17 protein-coding genes are annotated in these 24,859 nt (G+C 33.6%); 8 read left to right on the forward strand and 9 right to left on the reverse strand.

Annotation, left to right across the window (positions count from 1 at the left end):
* Window positions 1-114 precede the first annotated feature (114 nt).
* The gene (locus ACOQOS_RS14125) at window positions 115-855 is read left to right on the forward strand and encodes an alpha/beta fold hydrolase (RefSeq protein ID WP_420575150.1); all 741 of its coding nucleotides are present in this window, start codon (window positions 115-117) and stop codon (window positions 853-855) included.
* A gap of 13 nt (window positions 856-868) precedes the next feature.
* Here ACOQOS_RS14125 and ACOQOS_RS14130 read toward each other — a convergent pair whose 3' ends face one another.
* On the reverse strand, window positions 869-2,929 hold the full coding sequence (locus ACOQOS_RS14130; protein WP_420571112.1) for a tetratricopeptide repeat protein: 2,061 nt from the start codon (window positions 2,927-2,929) through the stop codon (window positions 869-871).
* A 142-nt stretch (window positions 2,930-3,071) separates the two neighbouring features.
* On the opposite strand from ACOQOS_RS14130, the gene ACOQOS_RS14135 reads away from it, so the two are divergent.
* From ACOQOS_RS14135 to ACOQOS_RS14145, 3 genes are all read left to right on the forward strand, one after another.
* Window positions 3,072-3,350 carry a hypothetical protein gene (locus tag ACOQOS_RS14135; protein WP_420571113.1) on the forward strand — a complete coding sequence of 93 codons (279 nt, stop codon included), beginning with the start codon at window positions 3,072-3,074 and terminating at the stop codon, window positions 3,348-3,350.
* Window positions 3,351-3,450: 100 nt separating this feature from the next.
* Entirely contained in the window at window positions 3,451-4,689 is a 1,239-nt protein-coding gene (locus ACOQOS_RS14140; RefSeq protein ID WP_420571114.1) for a sugar isomerase, read from the forward strand.
* Window positions 4,690-5,071: 382 nt separating this feature from the next.
* Window positions 5,072-6,280, forward strand: a complete 1,209-nt coding sequence (locus tag ACOQOS_RS14145) for a glycosyltransferase (RefSeq protein ID WP_420571115.1) — start codon at window positions 5,072-5,074, stop codon at window positions 6,278-6,280.
* A gap of 307 nt (window positions 6,281-6,587) precedes the next feature.
* Here the strand turns inward: ACOQOS_RS14145 and ACOQOS_RS14150 are convergent, their stop codons facing one another.
* The 5 genes from ACOQOS_RS14150 to ACOQOS_RS14170 form a co-directional block, all read right to left on the reverse strand.
* The gene (locus ACOQOS_RS14150) at window positions 6,588-7,109 is read right to left on the reverse strand and encodes an exonuclease (RefSeq protein WP_420571116.1); all 522 of its coding nucleotides are present in this window, start codon (window positions 7,107-7,109) and stop codon (window positions 6,588-6,590) included.
* 434 nt (window positions 7,110-7,543) lie between these two features.
* On the reverse strand, window positions 7,544-8,773 hold the full coding sequence (locus tag ACOQOS_RS14155) for a hypothetical protein (protein ID WP_420571117.1): 1,230 nt from the start codon (window positions 8,771-8,773) through the stop codon (window positions 7,544-7,546).
* A 500-nt stretch (window positions 8,774-9,273) separates the two neighbouring features.
* Window positions 9,274-10,788, reverse strand: a complete 1,515-nt coding sequence (locus tag ACOQOS_RS14160) for a glycoside hydrolase family 2 TIM barrel-domain containing protein (protein ID WP_420571118.1) — start codon at window positions 10,786-10,788, stop codon at window positions 9,274-9,276.
* On the reverse strand, window positions 10,782-11,927 hold the full coding sequence (locus ACOQOS_RS14165) for a hypothetical protein (RefSeq protein WP_420571119.1): 1,146 nt from the start codon (window positions 11,925-11,927) through the stop codon (window positions 10,782-10,784). Before ACOQOS_RS14165 ends, ACOQOS_RS14160 begins: the two co-directional genes overlap by 7 nt.
* A gap of 59 nt (window positions 11,928-11,986) precedes the next feature.
* Entirely contained in the window at window positions 11,987-15,067 is a 3,081-nt protein-coding gene (locus tag ACOQOS_RS14170) for a hypothetical protein (RefSeq protein WP_420571120.1), read from the reverse strand.
* 219 nt (window positions 15,068-15,286) lie between these two features.
* Here ACOQOS_RS14170 and ACOQOS_RS14175 point away from each other — a divergent pair, with 219 nt between their 5' ends.
* The 3 genes from ACOQOS_RS14175 (at window position 15,287) to ACOQOS_RS14185 (ending at window position 17,735) form a co-directional block, all read left to right on the forward strand.
* Entirely contained in the window at window positions 15,287-16,450 is a 1,164-nt protein-coding gene (locus ACOQOS_RS14175; protein WP_420571121.1) for a response regulator, read from the forward strand.
* 44 nt (window positions 16,451-16,494) lie between these two features.
* The gene (locus ACOQOS_RS14180) at window positions 16,495-16,929 is read left to right on the forward strand and encodes a glycosyltransferase (RefSeq protein ID WP_420571122.1); all 435 of its coding nucleotides are present in this window, start codon (window positions 16,495-16,497) and stop codon (window positions 16,927-16,929) included.
* 95 nt (window positions 16,930-17,024) lie between these two features.
* On the forward strand, window positions 17,025-17,735 hold the full coding sequence (locus ACOQOS_RS14185) for a PmeII family type II restriction endonuclease (protein ID WP_420571123.1): 711 nt from the start codon (window positions 17,025-17,027) through the stop codon (window positions 17,733-17,735).
* Here ACOQOS_RS14185 and dcm read toward each other — a convergent pair.
* Both dcm and rsmI read right to left on the reverse strand, forming a co-directional pair.
* On the reverse strand, window positions 17,681-18,952 hold the full coding sequence (dcm, locus tag ACOQOS_RS14190; protein WP_420571124.1) for a DNA (cytosine-5-)-methyltransferase: 1,272 nt from the start codon (window positions 18,950-18,952) through the stop codon (window positions 17,681-17,683). The two genes, ACOQOS_RS14185 and dcm, sit on opposite strands and share 55 nt — an antisense overlap.
* Window positions 18,953-19,035: 83 nt before the next feature.
* Complete coding sequence (gene rsmI, locus ACOQOS_RS14195; protein ID WP_420571125.1) at window positions 19,036-19,704, reverse strand: 16S rRNA (cytidine(1402)-2'-O)-methyltransferase; 669 nt, start codon at window positions 19,702-19,704, stop codon at window positions 19,036-19,038.
* Window positions 19,705-19,831: 127 nt separating this feature from the next.
* Here rsmI and ACOQOS_RS14200 point away from each other — a divergent pair, with 127 nt between their 5' ends.
* The gene (locus ACOQOS_RS14200; protein ID WP_420571126.1) at window positions 19,832-23,893 is read left to right on the forward strand and encodes a gliding motility-associated C-terminal domain-containing protein; all 4,062 of its coding nucleotides are present in this window, start codon (window positions 19,832-19,834) and stop codon (window positions 23,891-23,893) included.
* A gap of 145 nt (window positions 23,894-24,038) precedes the next feature.
* Here ACOQOS_RS14200 and ACOQOS_RS14205 read toward each other — a convergent pair whose 3' ends face one another.
* Window positions 24,039-24,839, reverse strand: coding sequence for a hypothetical protein (locus tag ACOQOS_RS14205; protein WP_420571127.1), 801 nt, complete (start codon window positions 24,837-24,839; stop codon window positions 24,039-24,041).
* Window positions 24,840-24,859 lie beyond the last annotated feature (20 nt).

Here is a 24,859-nt window from a genome sequence, read left to right on the forward strand (position 1 = left end):
AAAACAAAGGATAATAAAGTTATAGCTCTTTGGAAGTTAAGTTCTGAAAAGACAAATAACAAACATATCTTCTTAACTCATGGAACATTTTCAAATAAAAAAATTTGTGATGGTATTGCAGTATACTTAACTGAAAAAGGATTCACCTGTTGGATCATGGAATGGAGAAATCATGGAAAAAGCTCAAAGACCAAGCATGATTTTAACTTTGAGACTATTGCCAAATATGATTTAAAATCAACATTCGAATTTTTATTTGAGCACCAAAACTTAAAGAGTATAGATTGTTTAACTCATAGTGGAGGCGGAATTATTTTGACAATGTTTTTGATTCATAATTCAAAGTACAATTCAAAAATTAATAGCATAACTTTATTCGGAGTACAGGCTTTTGGAGCTGGAGAAAAGCTAAGTAATAAAGCAAAAATACTGATGAGTAAGTATTTAACATTAATGTTAGGCAAAGTTCCTTCAAAAACTGTTGGATCAACGGAACATAGCGAAAGTTACTATACTATGAAACAATGGTTCAACTGGAATTTGAATAAAAATTTTATAGGAGAAAATGGTTTTGATTATTTAAAAAGAATGCCTAAAATTAAAGTTCCTATATTATCAATATGTGCCGAAGGAGATTCTTTTATAGCGCCAAAAGAAGGTTGTGAAAAGTTTCTGAATGCATTCGGAAATGAAAAAAACAAACTCATCTTCTATTCCAAAGAAAACGGAAACTTAGAAAATTACAATCATAGTCGGATTTTAAAATCTACGAGTTCAAAAAAAGAGATTTGGCCTGTTGTAGAAAATTGGATTAGGAATAAAAGTCTGGAATCAACAACAGTTAAAAGAATCTAAGTAGAAATAAAGCTTAAAAACGTTTCCCTCCAAAAATCCACTTAAACCTCACGCCAACTTCCGTAAACGTAAATCCAGCAGCCGTGGCAGACGCAATATTACTACGTGTACCAAATACATTTACCAAACATCGATCGGAAAATTTATAGCCTAATTTTCCCTGAAAACGATAGGTACTTTGGCTTTCATTATCTTCAATGTATTGCAAACCTGTAGCAGCGGTAAGTTCGTAAAACCATTCGTTTGTTTTGGTAATGTTTTCATCTTTAATTAGGTTTAAGAATACTTCGCCTGCATTAAATTTCTCAGGACTGAAATAAATACTTGGCACTTGCTTTTCAAAGGTAATGTACTGATAGTTCAATCCAACCTTCAAAGATGGTTTGCTCAAAATGTTATAGTACAAAGACGTGAACAGCAAATGTCTGGAATTGTCATCATTTTGCGCTGTGTAATAGTATTGCGTAAACCAACCCAAATTAAAATTTGTACTCACATTATAATTCGCATAAAAGTTATTTTGTACAATCTCACGATCTAGTAAATCAGCATTAAAACTCTGTATTTCTCTTTTATAACCAATATCTAGCGTTTGTAGTTTGAATGGTTTGATATTCAAAGAAAGGTCTGCTAGAAGCTGCGTAAAATCGTTGGTTTCCGCTTTTGCCGATGTAATTCCCAAAGTTCCTTTAAATGTCATATTTGGCAATAACTGATATTCCAAACCAGCAGAAGCCGCATGCGAAGTCGCTTTGTTATTCGTTACTGTATTATTAGTGGTTCTGTATGTATAGTTTCCGAGTAGTTTCAAACGTGTTGAAAACGGAAATTCAATTGAGTTTTGCACTGAAAATGCTTCATTATCACCATTATCAAATGTATATGAAGCTTTTCCATCATAAAAAGCCGAAAACTTTGTGTCTAATTCTTTTAGAAAGTTCGTCGCATCTTTCTGATTGTTATAAAATACCAGCGTTTTTTCTGCAGCAGCATACGCTTCGTCATAACGTCCCAACGCTTTTAATACATTGGCTTTTCCTAAATTTCCATCAAAAGAAGTGGAATCGTTGACTAAAATCTGATTGTAATCTGCTAAACTCTTTTTGAAGTTACTTTTATACACATTCAACGTAGCACGCAAAGCCAGAATCCAGTTTTCATTTGGTTGTGTTTCTATCAATTCTTCAATTAAATCTTGTGCTTTTGTATACTTTTTATTCCAAATTAATGCTTGAATATAACGTTCTGAGGTCTGCTGAGCAATTGGCGTTCCTGTAGGATTTCCTAAGTGATCATAAGCCGTTTGACTAATTTGTAAAGCTTTTTTATCATTTCCTTTTAAATGTTCAACTAACGCCAAACCATTAAAAGCAGCCGTTTCAGCTTCATAATTTGACACATTTTCACCTAAAATCGCATACGTTGCTTTTGCCTTATCTAATTCGTTCATAATCAAATATAAATTCGCCAAATTCAACAAAGTATCTTTGTCGTTTGTAAAAATTGACAAACATTCTTTTAATATACTTTCTGATGCTGTATACTGTTGTGCTTGTTGTTTTTGATACGCGTTTCCTAAATAGATATACTTTTTAGACGTCATCGCATTTGGGTTTCCTGGAGAAACTTCTAACGCTTTGTTGACATATTTTAAAGCGCTTTCATATTCTTTTAAGTTCGACAACGTATTGGCAAAACCCAATAACGCTGGAAAATTTTTGGAATCTTCCTTAACTAATTGTTGGTAGTACGCTTTCGCGAGATTGAACTCTTGGTTCCATAATAAAGATTCGCCATAATTCAATTTCACTTCAAAATCCTTTGGATAATCCTTCAATAAGTTAGTAAAGATTGTTTTCGCTTTTGCGGAATCACCATTCAATCCAACTGCACGACCATAACATAAACGCGCCGTTTTATTAGTTGGATACTCTTGTAAGATCGTTTTAAAAAATGACGTTGCTTCCTGATACTTTCCATTTTCTAAATATGAAAAGCCTTCTTTCATGTTTTGGGAAAAGCCAAAAACACCTATAAGTAGGAATATAAAAAGTATGTTATATGTTGTCTTCATTTGTAAGATTTTAGTCAATTGTAAGTTAAGCATAAGCTTCCAAACATTCATCGCAAGAAAATTGAATCTCACCGACGATGAGCATATTTTCATAGCATTTCGAGGATATTTGTATCAATATTAATCACAAAAACTCAACAAAATGGCTTTACAAATCACACAACAAAACGGAACTTTTTTATTAAGTGGAAAATTAAACACAACAACAACCAGATCGTTCATTATTCACTTCGAATACATCATAGAACAACAGGAAAATGTAGTAGTAAATATTGATGGCGTAACAGAGATTGATTACGATGGTTTGGAAGGAATAAAAACGGTAACAGCAATTGCGCTTCAAAATCATAAAATGTTTTCTGTAATTGGAAATGGTTGCAAAGATATTTATCAAGATTTTAACTGCTCGCAAGTAGCTTAATTAGTATTGAGTACTGAAATATTAGTATTGAAATACTTTCAAATGTCATGTCGAGCGCAGTAGAGACACAATTGAAGCGCATATCTAAAATTTATATAAAATGATCGCAATCACAAAAAAAATAAAAAGTAACCTTACTACAGCACATCTATTTATGCTAAGTGGCATATTGGTAAATGGAGGCAACTATGTATACAATTTACTTTTAGGTAGATTTTTAGGACCTGAAAAATTTGCAGACGCTGCTGTATTGGTTACTTTTTTATTGGTATTATCGTTTGTGGCGATGACCTTTCAACTCGTAACGGCTAAGTTTTCTGTATTGTTTGAAGCAAGTACTTTCAACGCTTTTGTTTCCAATATCTATAAAAAATCTATTGCGACCGGAATCATTTTAGGTTGTTTAATTATTTTCTTTTCAATAGAATTACAAGCATTTTTCAAAACCTCATCTTCGAGTATGTTTGTCGTTTTTGGTTTGGGAATTCCACTCTACTTTATTATGAGTGTTAACAGAGGAATTTTTCAAGGAAAACAACAACTAATATCACTTTCAGTAACCTATCAAGCAGAAATGTTCTGTAGATTGATACTTACCTTAGTGCTTTTGTATGTTCTTAAAATTGATACAGCTTTGATTATTTCCTTAGGAATTTTGGCTTCTTTTTTCTGCGGTTTGATTCCTTTTAACATTAAAAACATTTCGTGGAAAAGTACTAATGCATTGACCAAAACGCAAGGAAAATTGGTGCGTAACTTTTTCATGATCACAGCTTTTTATGAACTCACACAAATCATCATTAACAACAGTGATATTCTATTGGTAAAACATTATTTTGAATCTTTTGATGCAGGATTGTATGCTTCTCTAGCATTAATTGGACGTGTCGTATATTTCATTGCTTGGATGTTTGTGATGTTGTTATTACCAACGGTTGTAAAACTGCAAAAAGAAGGAAAAGATACAGTTCCTATTTTATTAAAATATGTAACGTATATTGCTGGAATTGCTGCTATAATCATTTTGAGTTGTGTATTGTTTCCAACACAAATTGTAACAATATTATTTGGCGAAAGTTATGTAGCAATTACGCCTTTATTATGGAAATACGCTTTGGCAACAGGTATTTTTGCATTGTCTAATATCTTTGCATATTACTATTTATCTTTAGACAAATACATTCCTGTAGTTCTTTCTGGAATTTTTGGAATGCTTCAAATCATGTTGATCGTTTTCTTTCATGAAAGCTTAACACAAGTTGTACATTTACAAATTATTGCAATGGTTTTATTGTTGATTGTGCAATTGTCTTTTTTCTTTTATGAGAGTAAAAAATAGATCGCTTTGCTGTTAGATCGCTTACGCTATTAGACATTAGACCGCTGCGCTATTAGATTTTCTTTCTCTTATGTGATGCTGAATCAAGTTCAGCATGACGGGAATTCACTTTGTTTTCAAATCAAGCGCTATTTTGAAACTCGAACTTTACTTAAAAAACATCCTGACTCTTGATTCTAACATCTTGAGACTCTTTCACTCTACGAATATTGTTTGAAACATCTCCACATTACTACATTTTCAAATTGACACATTTTCACATTAAAAAACATATCTAAACACCTTTTCCTTTCACCGAAACATATTCGCATTTCAGCACAAGTCGTCTATTTTTCAGAGGTATAAAATGCACATTTGTATTATAATTAAAAAACTAAATATCATGAAGTTAGCTATCGTAACCGCATATCCGCCAAGTAAAGTAACGTTAAACGAATACGCATATCACTTAGTGAAAAGTTTTCGTCAAAAAGAAAATATTACGGAAATCGTTTTGCTGACAGATGTAACTCCTGAAGCAAAGGATTTGAATTTCACAGAAAACGGTTGTAAAATCACAGTGAAAGAATGCTGGAAATTCAATAGCTATAAAAATATTGTTTCAGTAACCAAAGCAATCAATCAAAGCAAACCTGATGCAGTTTTATTCAATTTGCAGTTTATGAAATTTGGCGACAAAAAAGTGGCTGCAGCTTTAGGATTGATGCTTCCTTGGATTTGTTCCATTAAGAATATTCCAAATATTGTATTGTTGCATAACATTCTTGAAGAAGTAGATTTGCAAAGTGCTGGTTTTACTTCAAATAGACTGTTACAAAAAGCGTATAATTTCATCGGAACAAATTTGACAAAATTGCTATTAAAAGCAGATAAAGTTGCTGTAACCATGCAAAAATATGTGACTGTTTTAGAGAAAAAATATCTTACAGATAAAGTAACAATGATTCCACACGGAACATTTGAAATTGCTGAGAAACCATCTTTTGATTTGCCTAATGGACCTCTAAAAGTAATGGCTTTTGGGAAGTTTGGAACCTATAAAAAAGTAGAAATGATGATTGAAGCTGTAGAGAAAGTACGCAAATCTTCTGGACTTAATTTAGAGATTGTCATCGCAGGAACCGACAATCCAAATGTGCCTGGTTATTTAGCAAACGTACAAGAACAATATAAACATATACCACAATTAACATTTACGGGTTATGTGGAAGAAAAAGATGTAGCAACCTTATTCAATGAAAGTGCCGTTGTCGTATTTCCGTATACAGCTACTACAGGAAGTTCTGGCGTATTGCATCAAGCAGGAAGTTATGGAAAAGCTGTTGTGATGCCAGATTTGGGCGATTTAGCGTTGTTGGTAAAAGATGAAGGTTACAGAGGCGAATTCTTTGAACCTACGAGTGTTGATAGTTTGGCAACTGCTATTGAAGCGATTGTGACGAATGATGCTTACAGGATTTCCCTTGGAAAAACGAATTACAAAGCGGCTACTGCCTTTCCTATGGAACGTATTACAGATATGTATTTGGAACAGTTTGAAACGATTATGGCTAGGAAGAGTGTTAGATCTTTAGAATCGCTTCGCTCTTAGACTTGTTCCAGTTTGCACAGGAATCTTTTTAGACAGCGATAGCTTTTAGATTTTTTAAGCCTTATTTACTCAACTCATCATTTCACTAATCGTCAGATCGAGTGATTTTCGACAGAAAATTGTATCGAGATCTACTTTGAAACTTTCCTGATTCTTGGCTCTATATTCTAGGCTCTTTTCTGTCACGAATAGTTTGTATTTCAAAGTGATTTCGACTGCGCTCAATCTGACAAGAGTGGTTTTTTAGAAATGCTTTTTATAAGTAACCTAAATGATCTTCGAAAAAGTCTTGAATCTAATCAAACAATCACTTCAAGCTAATCTTTAAGTCCATTTCTTGTTTCATCATGAGTAATACTTCAGCATTTCCCATGGCATCATCAACAGGATTGTGTGTATGCACTGTTTTGCGTAAATGTTTCCACTTAGCAAACGTGTCTTTTTCTAGTCCGCAGTACAAATCAGCAAGTCTTCGTGAAGAATATCCAAAAGGATTTTCACCAATAAAATGATGAAAGTACCAGCAAATAAACATCCAATCAAAGCCATTATTATCACTAATAAAAACTGGTCTTCCTTTTGAGTTTTCTTGAATCCAAGTTTTAAATTCAGTCATCACCGTTTTCGGATCGTCAAATTCCATTGTTTCTTCTCTGGAAAATCCTGAAATAGATAAAGCTGTCGGATCAAATTTTTCAGAAATAGGCTTAAGCTTTCCGTAGAATGTTCTATCGAGTTTCTCATCCACTAAAACGGCTCCAAAACAAATCATAGAATAATCGCCAGGAATAGGTCCATCAGATTCTATATCTACCATTATATAACTCATGTTCTTTGTTTTTGTGAGATTGCAAGATAGTTATTTTTAGATCGCTTCACTTTTAGACTCGGCTTTGCCTGTTAGATATCAGACCGCTTCACTTCGATAAACTCAGTGTAGCGCTATTAGATTTTAGACATATTCGATACGTCTTTGCGAGGAAGTATGACGTGGCAATCTGTTTCTTATATATGCTAAATCTTTGAATTTCTAAATCGTCAGATCGAGTGATTTTCCAGAATAAAATGGAGAAAAAGCATCTCGACTGCGCTCGATGTGACATATCGAGATCTACTTTGAAACTATCCTGACTCTTGACTCTAGATTCTAGACTCTCTCTCACCACGAATTCACGAATATTTTTCTTTACTGAATTTGCCTAGTTTCTTATTTCACAAATTTTGAAATCAATTATTACATTTTCAAATTAGCACACTAAAAGATTACTCCACAACTTCATCAAACTTTACAGATTGTTTGCCGTTTGTCACCACAATTTCGTAGGTTCCTTTTTCCAAACCTAAAACACAATCTGTCGTTTTTGTATCAATTTCTGTAATGTCCACAGGAATTGCAGTTTTAATTTCTTCTCCTTTTTTATACGCTAAAATCATTACAGGAAAATCAATTTCAAGCGTTTTTAAATCAATGTTTACTTTCTGATTTTTGTTAGTAAAAAGCCAGTTGGGTCTGTTGTTCGTATAACTTGTATTCGGATGAAAAACAGCTATATCTGTCCATGCTTTTCTACGTGTATACTGGAATGGTTTTTTATCATTATCTAATAAAACAGATGGTTTTTTGATGTCAAAAGTTTTCAATAGTGGATGATTGTATTTTAAATTTCCTTTTTCACTATATAATACTTGGTGAATGGTTAACGGATCAATTCCTGTGTATGCTTTCAATTGTGCTGCCATTGCTTTTTCCCAAGAACGATGCGTACCTTCTAACACATGATCAAATCCGCAGTGAATTAACAGTTTTCCATTTGGATCTTTTTCTATAATCTTTTGAAGGTTTTTTGCTTGCGCGATTTCGCGTTCTTTACCATTTACATTTTCTGTAGATTCGTATGGAACTAATGTAAATCCAAGTACTAAAGCTGTGCGAATCATGTTTCCAAATTGCGGATCTTTGGTGTAATAACCTGTTTCTTGTACGGGATAATTTCGTGTGTTTAAATCCGTATCTGTATCATTTCCATTTGCTAATGCTTCCAATGCCAAATAACGATAACCAGCATCATATAAATCTTTCAACAACGATTTTGTAAACATACGATGCATAGAATTGTGATGCGCTTCATTGATAATGACAATTTGATGTTTAGCAGCTTCCGCAATAATAAATTCGTGAGCGTTTGCAACGGAATATAACTTTTGCAGTGAATCTATTTGCGAAGCTGTGTAGTTTCGTTCACGTTGTGGCATTGCCAAATCCCATTGTAACAATGCATTTTTATAATCGCCTTTCGTAGCATAATCTGCTGCAGAAATTTGATATTTCCAAGGAACTGTATCTCTTTCAACTTTTTGTTGAATTTGTGAATTGAATTTATAATCAGAGGAAAAATCTATGGTTTTTATCGTTTTCGAAGCTTCCGTACAACTCCAAATACTGATAAACATAACTAAAATAAAGAATAACCTCATTAAGATTTTTGAATACATATTCACTGTAGATTTTTTGATTGCATTCAAATATAACTAAATTTTTAGTTTAAACTAATTTCTTAGTTTTTAAATGTTTTTTTACTAGATTCGCTTTGCTGTTAGATCGCTTCACTTCGGCTCCGCTCAGTGCAAGCGCTTTTAGATTTTTCTAATATTATTTTGAATGTTAAGTGTTTCTTTTTGGATTGTTTCTTACTCTTGTGCGATACTGAATCAAGTTCAGTATGACGTAAATTCTAGTATCTTCCAAACGTCAGATCGAGTGGTTTTTTGGAAATGTAATGGAGAAAAAGCATCTCGACTGCGCTCGTTGTGACATATCGAGAAGTACTTTGAAACGTCTTTGCGAGGAAGTATGACGTGGCAATCTGTTTCTTATATCTACTAAATCTTTTGACTTTCCATACCGTCAGATTGAGTGATTATTAAACCATCAATGCACGAATTTTGAAGTCAATTTTCACATTGCTACATTCTCAAATTATCTAATTGACACATTATTGGGTAACAAACTCAAAAGCAGCTTTCTTTTTCCCTTCTTTATCAATAATCCCAAACTTCTTTTGTGGATTGGTACGCCACGGACGACTTCCTACAACTTTATTTGGTACATCTTCAAAGTCATATAATGTCCAAGCGATATAGGAAATGTTTTCTGCATCAAGTGCTTCTTGCATTTCTTTGAAATATGCTGCTTGTTTTTTTTCAGATCCTGCAAATGGTTTCCAAAATCCGCCGTATGAAGATTGGCCGTATTCTCCCAAAACGATTGGTTTATCTGGGATTTTAGCTTTTAAATCGGCGTAATGCTGCGTAAAGTCTGCAGCAGCGTTATAATAGTGAAAAGACACAAAATCTAGCTGATCTTGTAATAAATGAGCACTTTCTGTATTAGACCAACCAATAGTTACTAAGTGTTGATTGTCAATAGATTTTACGAGCAAAATCATGCTTTCTAACCAAGCGATTACGTTTTCTTTTCCACGTGATTCAAAGTCTAAATTTGGTTCGTTTTTTAAGTCCCACGCCAAGATTGCCTTATGATTTTTGAATCGTGTTACAATAGTTTCTGCATGTCGTTGTGTTAAGGTCCAATCTAAAATTCTGTAATCTCCATAAAAGTCAAATAAAGTCACAACCACTTGCAATTCTTTGGTTTCGGCAGCATCTAATACTTGTTGTAACTTTTCAAGTTTTTCCTGTTGTACATTAGCCTTTCCAAAATCTTCATATTGCACAAAAATTCGAATGGAATTTAAGCCAGCATCTTTCATAATTTCAAAGTCATTTTTGATGATTTCAATATCAAATTCCTCACCAAACATGTCCCAAGGAGTTGCTTGCGGATAGTAATTGATTCCTTTTAGGTGTAAATTTGAAATCGTCTTCGCTTGCGGAGTTTTTCCAATAGTTTCTATGTGTTCTTTTACTAAATGACGAATGCGCCAAAAACCATCTTCCAAGAGTAAAATTACTTTGTAATTCGCCATTTCTGTAGTTTCCATGACAAAGCTTCCATCTTGATAAAGTTGCTTGTATTCCACCACATTTTCGTCTTTTAATACAATAAGTTGCCCATCTTCACTGAAAAATTCAATATTTGGTTGGTGTGAAAGTGTCGTAGCATTTACCGTAATATTTTGTTGCTGGTTTTGCTTAATGAATTCCATCAAGTTTTTACGCGCACTTTCGGTATAGTAATCATCAATTCCTGTAGTTTGATTGGTTTTGTATGCTACTTGTTTTACATACCAAGCATCTAAATAATCGTTTTCAATTTTTGCCAAGGTTTGCGTGTCCAATCTTCTGCCTTCATTGCCATCTGTAACCCAATTCATTTTTGGAAGATAGATTTCTTCTTTTGTAACTTCAGTATGTAGCATTTTACTTCTATCAGCGCCAGTATTTAGATAACTAAATGAGCTACTGATGATGAAAATTAGTATGGAAATGATGAAGACATATGTCAACACTAAAAAACCACGCATGATATTTTTATCTGTTGCTACCATAATTTTTTTGTTTGAAATGTTTTTGTAATTCCTGCCGTTGTGATTTCCAAAGTATAGTTTCCGTTGCTAAAAATGCTTGGATTTAGTTCAAAATTCACAAAGCCATCTCGTGATTCTTTTATGTATTCTTTTAAGGTTTTTCCTTTTTGAGAAATACTTAATTTTACTTGTAAACCATCTGGAATACGTTGTTTCATGAAACTTCGCAGCGGACCAACTTCAATGTTTCTGTTATTTTTAGAAAATACAACCGTAAAGTCTTCTATAACTTGTGTATAGCTTACTGAAATCGAATTGCTTTCCGAAATTCCTGTGACATATGCTTTTACGTTCCAAGTTTCGGCATGATCGGGATGAATCATTTTTGCAGTAGCAACACCATCAATGGTCATTCCTGAAGTTTTTAGTAGATTTCCATCCGTATTTGTAATGAAGAACTCCACATAACTTCCATCGCTTACAATATTGTTATTTTGATCTTTTAAGACCGAAGTTGTAAAGGTTGTAATTTGATTTCCATCTGCGTATGCATGTGGTCGTTTTGCAAAAATTTCAAAATTTGTAGAAATCGCTGGCATGACTTCAACTGTATATTCTTTAGAATTGAGTCCTAAACATTCGGTAGCTAACAACATTCTACCACTTTTTGAAGGCGCGTATAAACGTTGATAGGCAATTAAATTTTTTGTTGGAATGATTTCCTGTTGCTCAGCAGCCAAAAATTGACGCTTTACAGCAACTTCTGTATTCTCTTTCACAGGATTGTCTAAAGCATCTGTTGGAATCACAACCAACATTGTATAGTCTTTGTCTCCTGCTTCAATGCTTGGCGGACCAACATAGGTTTCCATGGCAACTGGCGTTGTTTGCGGATGAATTTTTATAGTTCCTGAAAGTGCATTTGTTTTGTCTAATAACTTCCAGGTAACAACACCGATTTTAGCACATATTTGAGTTGGAAGCTTATATTGTAAACTTCCATTTTTTAGGTTTGAATTCACTAAAGTTGTTCCATAACTGTTGCTACAATATAATTTGATAGAAGCATCTTGCGTTCCAGAAAATGTCAAGATGATAGATTCGCCTGCGGTAAATTCTCGTTGCGTAGTTTCTAATTGAATCGTTTCGATTGTATTCACACAGAGTACATTCGCGCTTGACGCAAAAAATAAAAAGTATAGTATATATTTTAAGTTCATCATTTTGGATTTCCGATATAGGCGTTCATTTCAAGTTTCACATAACTATATGTAGAATGAGAAATTTGCTGTAATACCTTGTGATTTTTTCTGTTTGTGATAATTTTATTGGATATGTCTTCGTTTGGCAAACCGTTTACATAACAATTTTCCATGTTTGTACTAATGATTTCTACATGTTCATTTTGTAGAATTTGATAGTGAAAAGCTTGTTTGCGTTGTTGACGAATTCCTTTGTCTAAAAACTGATGATCTACCCATAAAAGTTCTTGATTTTCATTGTAATACGAGATTAACAATTGCGGAACCGTAATTTCTTGTAATCCACTGTTAAATAGATTTCCACGGATGCTTTTTTGATTGATATGTACATCACTTAAAACCATATTTTTATATAAATCTGAACCCGAAACGTTTCCTGCAGCTTGCAAGTTGAATTTCGTTGGCGCATCTGCCAATTCTACAGGCGTAAATTCATCTGGATTGAAGGTTTCCGGAATGGAATCTTGTGTTTTGGACCAAGCAATTCCTTCAAAGTTGATACGAAAGGCAGTTACTTCTTTTGGCATCAATTTATGCTTCATATGGTATTTTGCATTGTAGGTTGCCAATTCCTCATTTTCGTCGTTGTACAAAGTTCCTTTGAGTACGACATCAGCTGGCACATTGTCTATATTTTGTACTTCGCCTACAATGACGTAATGTCCGTTATGTTTTACCAATTTTGCGGTTATGATTTCTAAAACAGGTTGTTTCAGTACGTCTTCATGATAGGTTTGTTCTGTAGTAATACGTCTTCTCCCATGATTGTAATACGCGGTTTTGTTATTGGAGAATAATTGATCTGGTGGCAAATCGGCTTCAACCGTTTCTGCCTCTAAAAACCATTTTCCTTTGCGTTTTACGATCGTTTTATAATCTGTTTTTTCAATTTTTTCTAATGGTGTAATCCATTTCGTAATAACTTTCATCGTAGCTAAACTATCCGTTCTTGTAATGATTTTCGTTGCTATTGCATCTAGTTTGGCGTATGAACTTAGCAAACCATCCGTGGAAGAAATTTCTAACATGTACTGAGCAATAGTTATGTTACTTTCTGGATTGATAAAACTGTGTGCGGTTTCAAACTGTTTAAAATCGAGCGCATCGTAATAGGCTTTCACAACATTTTCAGGTGAACGTTGTGCATCGTTTTTAAGATAGAATTGATAGGTTCCAAAAGCTAGAATACCAATTAAAATAACTGCCCAAATATGATTGATTGTACTCAGTTTTCTAGAGAACTTCGTGTAGCTTTTAGCAAATTGCACATATGTTTGTGTATCTGTTCGCTTTCGCTGGATATATCTCAAAAATATAGGTTGAATGTTGAGTAAAAGTGCCAATATTACTGTTAGAAATGGTACAATTCCCCATACGAGTTTTTGCCAAGTAGCGACCTCATCTTTTGGTAAAATAGACGATAACGGCGGAACATTTAATTTTTCCCAAACCATGATGCCATTTTCTAGTTGCGGCAAACGTTGCCATCCACAGAAATAGAGAATTGGATCATAGAATTTATCATTTGAGAAAATGTATTTTAAGTTATATTTTTCAGGTGTTGTTAAGAATTGTTGCAACGAACCAATCCCAGCAACTCCTTTGAATTTTGAGTTTTCCAAACGTTCTATTGGTCGTGTTGTCAATTCGGGCAAACGTCTTGCGGAATGGTAATTCCCATCAACAGTCATGGCGTTGGTTTGCGCAGATAACCACGCCATTTGATCTCCAAAACCAAGAGTTAAGTAGCGCCATTGATCATGTTGATCTTGATTTAGGAAATTGACAATTGGCAACATGTTGATTTTTTGTGGTTGCGATGGTCTGAAATATCCTAAACTCATCGTAAAAATGGTCATGAATACAAACAACACTGCCAATCCACCACCAATAATTCTGTGGTAAATAGCACCAAATTTCTCCTGAAAGAATGTTTTTAAATCAGCTTCAGCAAATCGATAGACAAATTCGCCAAAAAGTGGTAATGACATGATAGAAGCCCAAAGCGTGAATCTATCTAAAGTTAAGATGTTGAAAGCCGTTTCTCCTAAAATTATACGTGGAATTGGTGTTGTACCACCAGTTCCTAAGATGAATAGTAAGGTAATTGACAAACCAAAAAACAGGTAACGTTTGCTGTAGTATCTATAGAAAATGTATGGTAGTAGAAATAGTAAAATTCCCCAAGGAATTAGAAAAAACACCAATCCAGATGATGTTATTTCTAAGAAATGATCTCTGGATCCATGTGGAATTGGCACTTGTGTGATTGGATTGTTTTTGGAGTTGATCCAATATGGTAAAATACATCCTATAATAATGACTAACGAGCATATTCCGAAGCTTACAATACGTTTGAAAAGCTTCCAAAAGTTTTTCCAAAATATGATAAACGTAATTTCTTTTGTAGTATTTACTTCTTCACGAGAAGCATCCATAATTACCATTCCAATTAATGGAAAGATGAAAAAGACCATTCCAAAGATTGGTGTTACATGATGTGAAGTTACTGTTATTGCAATCAGCGAAAGCGATGTATATAGATATTTGTATTTGCCTGTTTTTAACCAAAGATAGATTTCTGGTAAAGCGTGCATCAATACTGAAATCCCAACAATACTTGGCAATTGACCAAAAATGTGCAAGGTTTCTACAAAAGAAGACGAGAAAACCGCCAAAATTGCTGCATAACCTGCTACTTTTTTATTTCCTGTAATGAGCAACGAAAAACGATATACGCCCGTAATAAAAAGTATGACTGCGATGATTGCCACAGTAAACAAGCCAAATTTTAAACCGCCAATGTATGATAATGCTCCAATAGATTGATGCACTAACGGCGGATAACTCATTACTGTAAATCCTGTGTACCATTTGTAGTTCCAAGGTTCAAACCAACTGCTCGCATAATGATCGGCAAAAAATAGGTGAATTAATGCATCATAAGTAGTCTCTAAAGTAAAAAAGATCGTAGTACCATGAAACACTACTCCAATAAGTAGTGCTAATAGTAATAATTTGTTTGTGGTCTTTTTCATCTTATGATGTTATGCTTTTTCGTTGAAGTAAAGATAAACGGTCTACTTTTTAATTGGACTAAAGGAAATTGCATTTCGTCTAAAGATAGCTTCATTTAAGGTGTTTTGCACAAAATTGTCTGCGATTCACAACTACTTTTGACCTGTAAGTCATTCGGAAAACAACATAAATGCAACTGAATACTACACAAGAATATGAATCTTTAAAAACACAATACGATGAAAATTTTAGCTATTGACGACCAGAAATTAGTTTTGATTCCTTTAGAAAGCAGATTGGCTGAATTAGGATATGAAGTGTTAACAGAAACAAACGCTTTAAAAGGCGTAGAATTGTACGATTCGTTTCAGCCAGATTTGGTAATTGTAGATATGAATATGCCAACGGTTTCAGGAATGGAAATTGTACAACATATTCGAAGAGACAAAAAAGATGATACACCAATAATGATATTATCTGGAAATACCGATGATAAAATGATTACAAAAGGTTTTGATTTAGGTGTGAATGATTACATGAAAAAACCTTTGAGTTTGAATGAGGTTTGTGCACGTGTAAAAAGATTGATTGGCGTTCCAAAAACAGGAACTGTTTCGAATACAAATAATGTAATGATTCAGCAAAGATGTGTTGGTGTCGTGATTCCTTGCTATAACGAAGCAGAACGCTTGTTAAGTACAGAGTTTACAAATTTTATTGATCGTAATTCTGGATATCGTTTGTGTTTCGTGAATGATGGAAGTAAAGATGCAACTTTAGAGGTTTTGCAGAATTTACGAAAAGGTAGAGAAGACTTTATCACAGTGTATGATTGTGAGCAAAATGGCGGAAAAGCAGAAGCGGTACGTTTGGGAATGCTACATATGGCACAACAAGAAGATTTAGATTATATCGGATTTTTGGATGCTGATTTGTCTACAGACTTGGCTGATTTTGATGAGCTCGTTTCTACCATTGAGGGTTCTGACTTTAAGATTGTAAGTGGTTCAAGAATTAGCAGAATGGGCGCAAATATTACAAAAGAGTCTGCGCGTAAAGTAATTAGTTTGACAATTAATTTAATCATCCGAAATATATTATCAATGAATTTTAAAGACACACAATGTGGCGCGAAGATTTTTCATAAAGACGTTATTCATCTTGCGTTTGATAAGAAGTTTATCACAAAGTGGCTGTTTGATGTAGAAATCTTCATGCGTATGCGTAAACATTTCGGATTGGACAAAGCGCGTGCTATGATGTGCGAGAAGCCTTTGAAGCGTTGGATACATGCAGACGGTTCTAAGTTGTCTATGAAAGATTCGATCAAAATTATTGGTCAATTAGGACAGATTGCTTGGTATTACAATCGCAAAAAAAAGTTTCAGCTAAAACGAATTTAGAATTAATATAACACGTTTCCCCTTTTCCCCTAAACCTACTATGTATGAAGATTGGAATTTTAATCATATTCCGTAACGATGAAAAAATAATTCAAGTGCAACGATTTATTGAATTGTTTGCCGATAAACAGAAATTGAATGTTTGTTTTGTAAATAACGGAAGTACCGACAAAACACTCGAATCTTTGCATGAAATTAAAGAAGAAAGTAATATTTCAATTTCAATTATTGATGTAAAAAAGAATCGTGGTCACCAAGCTGCTATCAAAGCTGGTACACGATATTTGACAAGCAAAAATGAGTTGCCTTATATTTTGTGTTTGAAACAGTATACTTCAAAAGATTTTTTGACACTCGAAAAAGTATTTAGAATGATACAGCAAGAAAATGCTATTGTAAAAGAATTGTTTTTACAAACCAAAAAATTGACCTATAAGAATGTTTTTTCCTTGGATGGAATTTTGGAGAAAGCTTCTTAGACGCTCGTTTTTATTATTTTGGATGTTCAATGTTGATGAATAAGGCTAAAATTATAATCTTACCTAATGCTAAAGAAAATATCTATATTTGAAATATGAACGAAAGCAAACTCATAGAAATAGTTACCAAGTATTTTAAAGAAAAGATATTTGAAAATCATAAAATAAATTCTTTAAAAACACATTCAAAGCTTAAGTCTTACAAGATAAATCCAATTGTTGTTAAATATTTATCTAAAATACTTGAAAATGATTTTTCTCCAATTGGAATAGCAAAAGCATTATATTATCCTAGAGTTCTAGGTACTTCAATTAACACTTCTTTTGGTACTAGAATCCAGAATATGTTTGTAGAATTAAATCTTGCTCAAGGCTCGTTAATAAAAGGAATGGATATTGAGTTTGTAGATAAAATTGATAGTAGAAAAAAGTGGTGTCAATTAAAATCTGGACCAAACACTATCAATTCAGAAGATGTAAAGCCATTAATTAGAAAGTTTACAACTGTAACCAATTTAGCAAGAACTAACTCCATGACCTTAAATAATTCTGATTTAATTCTCGGTGTTTTATATGGCGAAAAAGATCAATTAAGTCAACATTATAAAAAGATTGATGAAATATATCCAGTAATTATTGGAAAAGAATTTTGGCATCGAATTACTGGTTATCCTAACTTTTATGATAAATTAGCTACAAATCTAGACACAATGATTTTAAATATAAATACTGAAGATTTTTTCAAACAAGGTTATATGGCATTAGCTAAGGAAATTGAATCTTCAGATTTATTCGATTTTGAATAATATTGATTCAAAAACTTAATTATAGAATACCCTATTTCTTCTCCTAAATTGCAAGGAACAGCATTTCCAATTTGTTTATATTGTTGTGAAACCGAGCCCATAAACTTCCAGTCATCTGGAAATGTTTGAATTCTAGCATATTCTCTTACAGTAAACGGACGTGTTTCGTCTGGATGACATCTTTCCGTTTGTTTTTGTGCTGGACTGCAAGTCAATGTCAAACTTGGTTCATCCCAGCCTATTCTTCTTGCCATTCCTGTTTTTCCTCCACCTAAATAAAAACTTTTCCCCATGTATGATTTTTGAATTTCAAGAGGTAAATCTCTCCAATATCCTTTTGGCGGAACCATATCAAGGATTTCTTTTTTATGTTCTGGATATTTTGAACCTTCTGACTTTGGCACGTTACAATCGTACAATTCACCTTTTTTCAAAGCATCTGAAAGATTGTATATTTTTTCATGTGGATTAGGGTATTCGTACTTGACATCAATATCTTTTCGAATTCCAACTACTATTAATCGTTCTCGTTTTTGTGGAACTTTATAATTTATTGCTTTCAATACCTGAACAGGAACTACATTATATCCTATTTCGTCTAAAATAGAAATCATCCCTTCCAACGTTTTTCCTTTTTCATGAGAAAGTAAACCTTTTACATTTTCTCCAATACATATTAAAGGTTGAACTTCTTGAACAACTCGAGCAAATTCATAAAATAATGTTCCTCTAGCATCTTCTAAACCTAACTTTTTTCCTGCATAGCTAAAAGCCTGACATGGAAAACCTCCAGTTACAATTTCTATTTCATCTTTATAATTACTAAAGTCAAAAGATTTTATATCTCCTTCTAAAACATTCCAAAATGGTCTATTCTCTCGTAGAGTTTGACAAGCCCATTTATCAATTTCGTTTAATGCAGCACATTTTATTCCAGATTTTTCTAATCCAATTGCTAATCCTCCAGCTCCTGCAAACAATTCTAAAACCTTATATTCTTGTATAGGATTTACAAAATTATCTATAGAATCACTAGCATTTTTTGGAAACAAGTCTAACAATGATTCTATCTGTTCTTTTTTATAAATTCTATAATTACTAATAGGTTCGCGAACTGCAGAAAATTTACCAGAATTATCCCATCTTCGTAATGTTTCTTTGCTTTTCCCTAAAATTTCGGCAGCTTCCGCCAGAGAATAATAATCTTTCATAACCACATTATACAACCTTAAACAATGGTTACAAATTTAAATAGAAAAATAATAGAAAAAAAGTATTAATCTATTTTAAATAAAATAATTTATTTTTTCCCTTCTACAATTACTACAATTTCTCCTTTTGGTGGTTTATTCTGATAGTACGCCAAAACCTCTTTTGCAGTTCCGCGGATCGTTTCTTCATAGAGTTTGGTAAGTTCACGAGAAACTGAAACCTGTCTATCTTCGCCAAAATACTCGCAAAAATGACCTAATGTTTTGACTAATTTATGTGGCGATTCATAGAAAATCATAGTGCGCGTTTCTTCTGCTAAGATTTTAAAACGTGTTTGTCTCCCTTTTTTTACAGGCAAAAATCCTTCAAAGACAAATTTATCATTCGGCAATCCACTGTTAACCAATGCTGGAACAAAAGCTGTTGCACCAGGCAAACATTCTACTGGAATGTTATGAGCAATGCATTCTCGCGTTAGTAGAAATCCAGGATCAGATATTGCCGGAGTTCCTGCATCACTAATTAATGCAAATGTTTCTCCTGCCTGCATACGTTTTATCAAAGCTTCTGTCGTTTTATGCTCGTTATGCATATGATGACTGTGCATTTGTGTCCCAATTTCAAAATGCTTCAGAAGTTTTCCACTAGTACGTGTATCTTCAGCCAAAATTACATCAACGTCTTTTAAAACTTCAATCGCTCTAAAGGTCATATCCTGTAAATTTCCGATAGGTGTAGGCACAATATAAAGTTTCATTAATGCAGTATTTAGACGTTAAATTTCTGTTCAAAAATAACTATTAAACAAATATAAGTAGTAATTACGCTATCTTTATTGTTATATATACGCAACCTTTTTGGATTTTGTGTATCATTTATAATATATGAACCGATTTTACCTAACCATTTTTTTACTATTCAATTTTTATGTTGGATGGAGTCAAACAACCGATTTATCTACAAGTATAGAAGTCACAGATTTGAACGGAACTCCTATTTCTAATGTGGTTCTTTTTGAAGAATTTTATTATGTAGTCACTATTAGTAATTCAGGAAACGATGTTAGTAATGCAACTTTCTTTCAACAATTAGATCCTGATGTTACTCTCATAATGAACGAAAGCATCAATGCTGTTGGAGGCGCAGATTTAGCTACTAATTTTACATATGATAATAATGCAAATACGCTTACAGCACTGCTTCCCAACATGCCTTCTGCTGCTAGCGTACAAGTTAGAATTCTTGCCAGAGCTCCAAAAAATTCAGGAGGAATTTCAACAACAGCCACCGTAACTCCGCCAACAGGAACCACAGATACAGCATCTAACAATAATACTTCCATCGTTTCCATGGATGTTACGTATGTTCCATTGGATTTTAATGTCACATATCAACAAGTAAACCCTACTTCTGGAACAGGAATTTCAGCTTGGGGCGATCAGGTTACGTATGAGTTTACAATTACAAATAATAGTTCTGTTCAATATCCTATAGATAGCTTTGGCTTGTTTCACGGGTTGCAATCCAATTCTGTGAATGGAAATGCTACCTTACGATTGATGTCTTTGCAATGTCTTGGAAGTACTAATGGTGTCGTTTGTCCGACAGATTTTGGACCTTTACCAAGCAATCCAATAATAATAGTACCCAACCAAGAAGTATATACTTTTGGTAATGAAATTATTTTCCCTTCTCAATCTAGTATTACATTCAGTGCAGTTTTCGAATATACAGAAGGTGATTGTGGTATTGATTCTGATCTCATTGTAATTCGAAGTTATGCTGAAATTCTTCTTGCAGAAGCAAATACCGCATCCAATCAGTCAAATATTGAGTTTACAGATTTACTTTTTTCTGAGGAATGTCCGTGTACAGATGTTAGTATTACTACCGAACAAATAGATCCAGCTCCTGGACCTGTGCTTCCAGATTGGAATCAACAAGTAACATTTCAAACAACACTCACAAATAATGGTCCGTTAGATACTACAATTCAGTTTTTTTTACAGAACCTTGGAATTCCTTGGAATTTTATTTCCATCACCTGCATTAGTGCCACTGGAGGAGTTACTTGTGCCGATATTAATTTTGATATAGATGCTCAATTTTGGCAAGTTGAAGATTTTGAAATACCTGTAGGTGCTGTCATTGTTATAGAAACGGTTGTACAATATACAGAACCAGATTGCCCAACAGATAATGTAATCAATTCGCCATACAGAACTACTGTAAATCTCTTAGATCATATAGATTGTGATATTAGTGATAATAATGAGTTTGACACCTTAACACTTCCGCAAGCAACTGGAACTGATGATTGTGTAAATCCTGCAAGTGTCTCCATTAACAAAACACAAGTTGATCCTGCGTTACCTTTAGGAAGTTCAGACCAAAACCCTATTCCATGGGGCGATATTACGTATCATATTACTGTAAATAATGCAAACATGAATCCGGCGCCTTTAACACTTGTAGATTTTTACGGAGGTAACACGCAAGCAACCGGGATTTTACAATCTGTTTCATGTATTGGAACCACAGGAACTGCAGATTGTGTTACCATTACCAATGCAAATATTGGAACACCTTTTACACAAACCGATGATGTATTTTGGGAAATTACTGAAAATGAAAATTGGATACTTCCTGGTGATAGTTCTATTACATTTGAAGTTGTTGTCAATTGGAATCCAGCCTGTTCAAGCTTAGTTGTGCCTGTACAAAATGCTGCTTCTATAAATATTGTTGGTGTTGACGGTTCTACACAAACCTCTAGAGAAACTAGTTATCTTACTTCTTGTGTTGATTTAATTATACAAACATATCCATCACAAGCAACTATTCCGATCAATGCTAATTTTAATTGGGTTGTTGATATTACCAATAGTATTATCAGTTCTACAGCTACCAACGCCATGTTTAGCACGACTATAAATCCTGCATTTACCATTACTGGAACGCCAACATGTACTATAACTAGTGGAAATGCTACATGTATAAGTACATTTAATATTGACACAACAACCAATGAAGTTTCTGGTGTAATTCCGCTTCTCGATCCAGATGCAACCATACAAATATTAATTCCAGTAACGGCGCCAAACTTTGGAGGTTCGTTCAACAACATAGCTGAAGTTCAGCCTGATCCTGCTAATAATGCAGAATCTGATGCAAGTACCAATATTTCTATTTCAAGTGCGCAAGTATTATCTCCGAGTGTAACTAAAAGTTTTTCACCAGATGAAATTATTGCAACGCAAACATCTTTATTAACATTTACAATTCAGAATATTCCTGGAAATGCTGCACAATCAGGAATATCTTTTACAGATAATTTACCTCAAGGAATTTTATTAGCTGGCGATCCTTTTTGGGTACAAAGTAATGGTTGTACTGCTGATTTTGTTGGATTGACAAATGATGATTTTGTTGGAATCGCCAATTTGGTGTTCCCTGATGGAGTTGCCGAGTGTACTTTTGCTGTTTTAGTAACTTCAGATACACCAAATTTATACACAAATGAGTTTTCAAACTTTTCCAACTTAAACAATATTGATGCAACGAATGTTTTTGCAACATTAAATGTATTACCACTTCCTCCAAGTGCTGATTTGGAAATTTCCTTAACACCAGATCAAACGCAATATTGTGAAGGTGATGAGGCTATATTTACGCTAACTGTAATAAACAATGGTCCTGATGATGTAACAAATGTTGCTATTGAACAGTATTTAAATCCTTTAGGCTTCGCGTATGTATCAGACAATGCAGGCGGCACATACAATACTACAACTGGAATTTGGGAACTTTCTGGAATTGCTATTTCTAATAGCGGTACTAATACGTTTTCTGCCCAAATTACGACGACAACTTTAGCTGTAGATACTTCAATTGCTAATCAATATGAAACTACAGCAGAAATTACAGCAACAAGTCTTCAAGACTTAGATAGTGATGTAATGACAAGTTTTGATGTAGATGATTTAGCGGATGGACTCGCTGATGATGATGAAGTTCAGATTCAAATTAATGTTTTTGAAATTCATAATGACATTAATCTTTCTATTGATACTTCCGACGTTTGTATAGGAGATACAACTATGCTCACCATTAATAATCCTGTGGCAAGTTATACTTATAATTGGTATGAAGCTTCAAATCCTACACAAATTGTATTCACTGGAACAACCTATGATACAGGAATTATTACCGCTGATACAACTTATGAAATTGAAGTTATTAACGAAAATAACTGTCCAGGAATTGCCAGAGAAACGGTTACAGTTACTGCCGTTTCTTGTATCGATTTAGGTATAGAAAAAGTAGTAGACACAGAAAAACCATCCATTGACGAAGAGATTCAATTTACAGTTACCATTACAAATAATAGCAACGAAGACGCCACTAATGTTGTAGTGCAAGAATTGCTTCCAAATGGTTATCAATATGTTTCACACATTACCAGCAATGGTTTATATGACAATAACACACAACTTTGGTCAATAACTACACTACCTGCAGGAAGTTCAGCTACATTAACACTCAATGTTACTGTAATTTCAGGAGATGATTATACAAATGTTGTGGAAATAATAAGCCTTGCAGAAGTGGATTTAAATCCTGAAAATAATACCGCGTCAGCGATTACTTTCCCTGATTGTTTGGAAATCCCAAGCGGTTTCTCTCCAAATGACGACGCTATAAACGACGTATGGGAAATTGCTTGTCTAGAAAATTTCTCTGATAATAAATTGATTATTTTCAATCGTTGGGGAACTATTGTGTACGAAACTAAAAATTACGCAAACGACTGGAATGGTGAATGCAATAAAAATACTGTACTCTTCCCCAAAAACGACCGATTACCAATTGGAACTTACTTCTACATTTTAAAACTAGAAGGAAACACCATTGAAAAAACGGGTTGGGTGTATTTGAATTATTAAATATTATTTAGATCGTTGACACTATTAGATATTAGATCGCTTCGCTTTTAGGTTGTTAGTTAGTGTGATTTTAAGTCAAGCTAAGAATGACGTTATTGATAATACAATCAATTATGAATTTTTAAATCTTTCAATCCAATAAAAACTATGCAAACTTGCGTTCAATAATTTCTAAAAAGCGTGTTTCGTATTCTTCTTTCCCTTGCCAATTATTATAATCTGGCTTAATCATATTAAAGATAAAATCTTTCGCTTCTGCTTCACTTTCTGTCGTGTTCAATTGTGAAATCACTCTATTATAATCTTCTTGATTACCATCAAATAAATGCTTTGTAAATGCAATTCTATCATTTAAACCAATAGAAATCCCTGTATTTAAGCGATCATTTAACGATTTTGGCTTCGTCTCTGTTGTTGTTTTCACCTCTACTTTTGCTGGAGTTTTCTCTACAATAGTTTGCGCTACTTGTGGCGCAGGTGTTTCTTTTACAACTTCATCACTCTTTACAAAAGTGGGTTGTGGCAATACATCTGCCAAAATATCTTCTAAAGTTTCTTGCTTTGCTTTTGGTTTCGATGGAAGTGGTTCAATTTCATCTTCTTCTGGCATTTCTGCTACCATATCTTTAATAGTCACCATTAATGGTTCTATCAATTCATCTTGCTCTGGATCTTCTTTTACCAAATGATGACGTATAATTTCTTCCTCTTCTGCATTTTTCTCTACTTTATCATGATTGTAAACATTTTCTAAAGTTTGAAAAAAAGAAGAATCTGCATAATCAGGCACAGAATCTTTAAATTGTTCTTCAAAAAATAGCATTACCGACAATTTTTCAAAAACTTCCTTCGCTTCTTTATGTAATGCAACTACATCTTCTTTACCCTTTAACTTTAGGATGCGATGCGCGATACTTACCAAATCTCCTTCTAATTTTTTCTTCATAATTTTTAAACTAATGTCGT

The sequence above is a fragment of the Kordia sp. genome, assembly GCF_965224175.1.
Lineage (GTDB): Bacteria > Bacteroidota > Bacteroidia > Flavobacteriales > Flavobacteriaceae > Kordia.

Coding starts and splice junctions, on each gene's coding strand:
- ACOQOS_RS14130 (WP_420571112.1), bottom strand. CDS start 2,929: ATGAAGACAACATATAACATACTTTTTATATTCCTACTTATAGGTGTT.
- ACOQOS_RS14135 (WP_420571113.1), top strand. CDS start 3,072: ATGGCTTTACAAATCACACAACAAAACGGAACTTTTTTATTAAGTGGA.
- ACOQOS_RS14140 (WP_420571114.1), top strand. CDS start 3,451: ATGATCGCAATCACAAAAAAAATAAAAAGTAACCTTACTACAGCACAT.
- ACOQOS_RS14145 (WP_420571115.1), top strand. CDS start 5,072: ATGAAGTTAGCTATCGTAACCGCATATCCGCCAAGTAAAGTAACGTTA.
- ACOQOS_RS14150 (WP_420571116.1), bottom strand. CDS start 7,109: ATGAGTTATATAATGGTAGATATAGAATCTGATGGACCTATTCCTGGC.
- ACOQOS_RS14155 (WP_420571117.1), bottom strand. CDS start 8,773: ATGTATTCAAAAATCTTAATGAGGTTATTCTTTATTTTAGTTATGTTT.
- ACOQOS_RS14160 (WP_420571118.1), bottom strand. CDS start 10,788: ATGGTAGCAACAGATAAAAATATCATGCGTGGTTTTTTAGTGTTGACA.
- ACOQOS_RS14170 (WP_420571120.1), bottom strand. CDS start 15,067: ATGAAAAAGACCACAAACAAATTATTACTATTAGCACTACTTATTGGA.
- ACOQOS_RS14175 (WP_420571121.1), top strand. CDS start 15,287: ATGAAAATTTTAGCTATTGACGACCAGAAATTAGTTTTGATTCCTTTA.
- ACOQOS_RS14180 (WP_420571122.1), top strand. CDS start 16,495: ATGAAGATTGGAATTTTAATCATATTCCGTAACGATGAAAAAATAATT.
- ACOQOS_RS14185 (WP_420571123.1), top strand. CDS start 17,025: ATGAACGAAAGCAAACTCATAGAAATAGTTACCAAGTATTTTAAAGAA.
- rsmI (WP_420571125.1), bottom strand. CDS start 19,704: ATGAAACTTTATATTGTGCCTACACCTATCGGAAATTTACAGGATATG.
- ACOQOS_RS14200 (WP_420571126.1), top strand. CDS start 19,832: ATGAACCGATTTTACCTAACCATTTTTTTACTATTCAATTTTTATGTT.
- ACOQOS_RS14205 (WP_420571127.1), bottom strand. CDS start 24,839: ATGAAGAAAAAATTAGAAGGAGATTTGGTAAGTATCGCGCATCGCATC.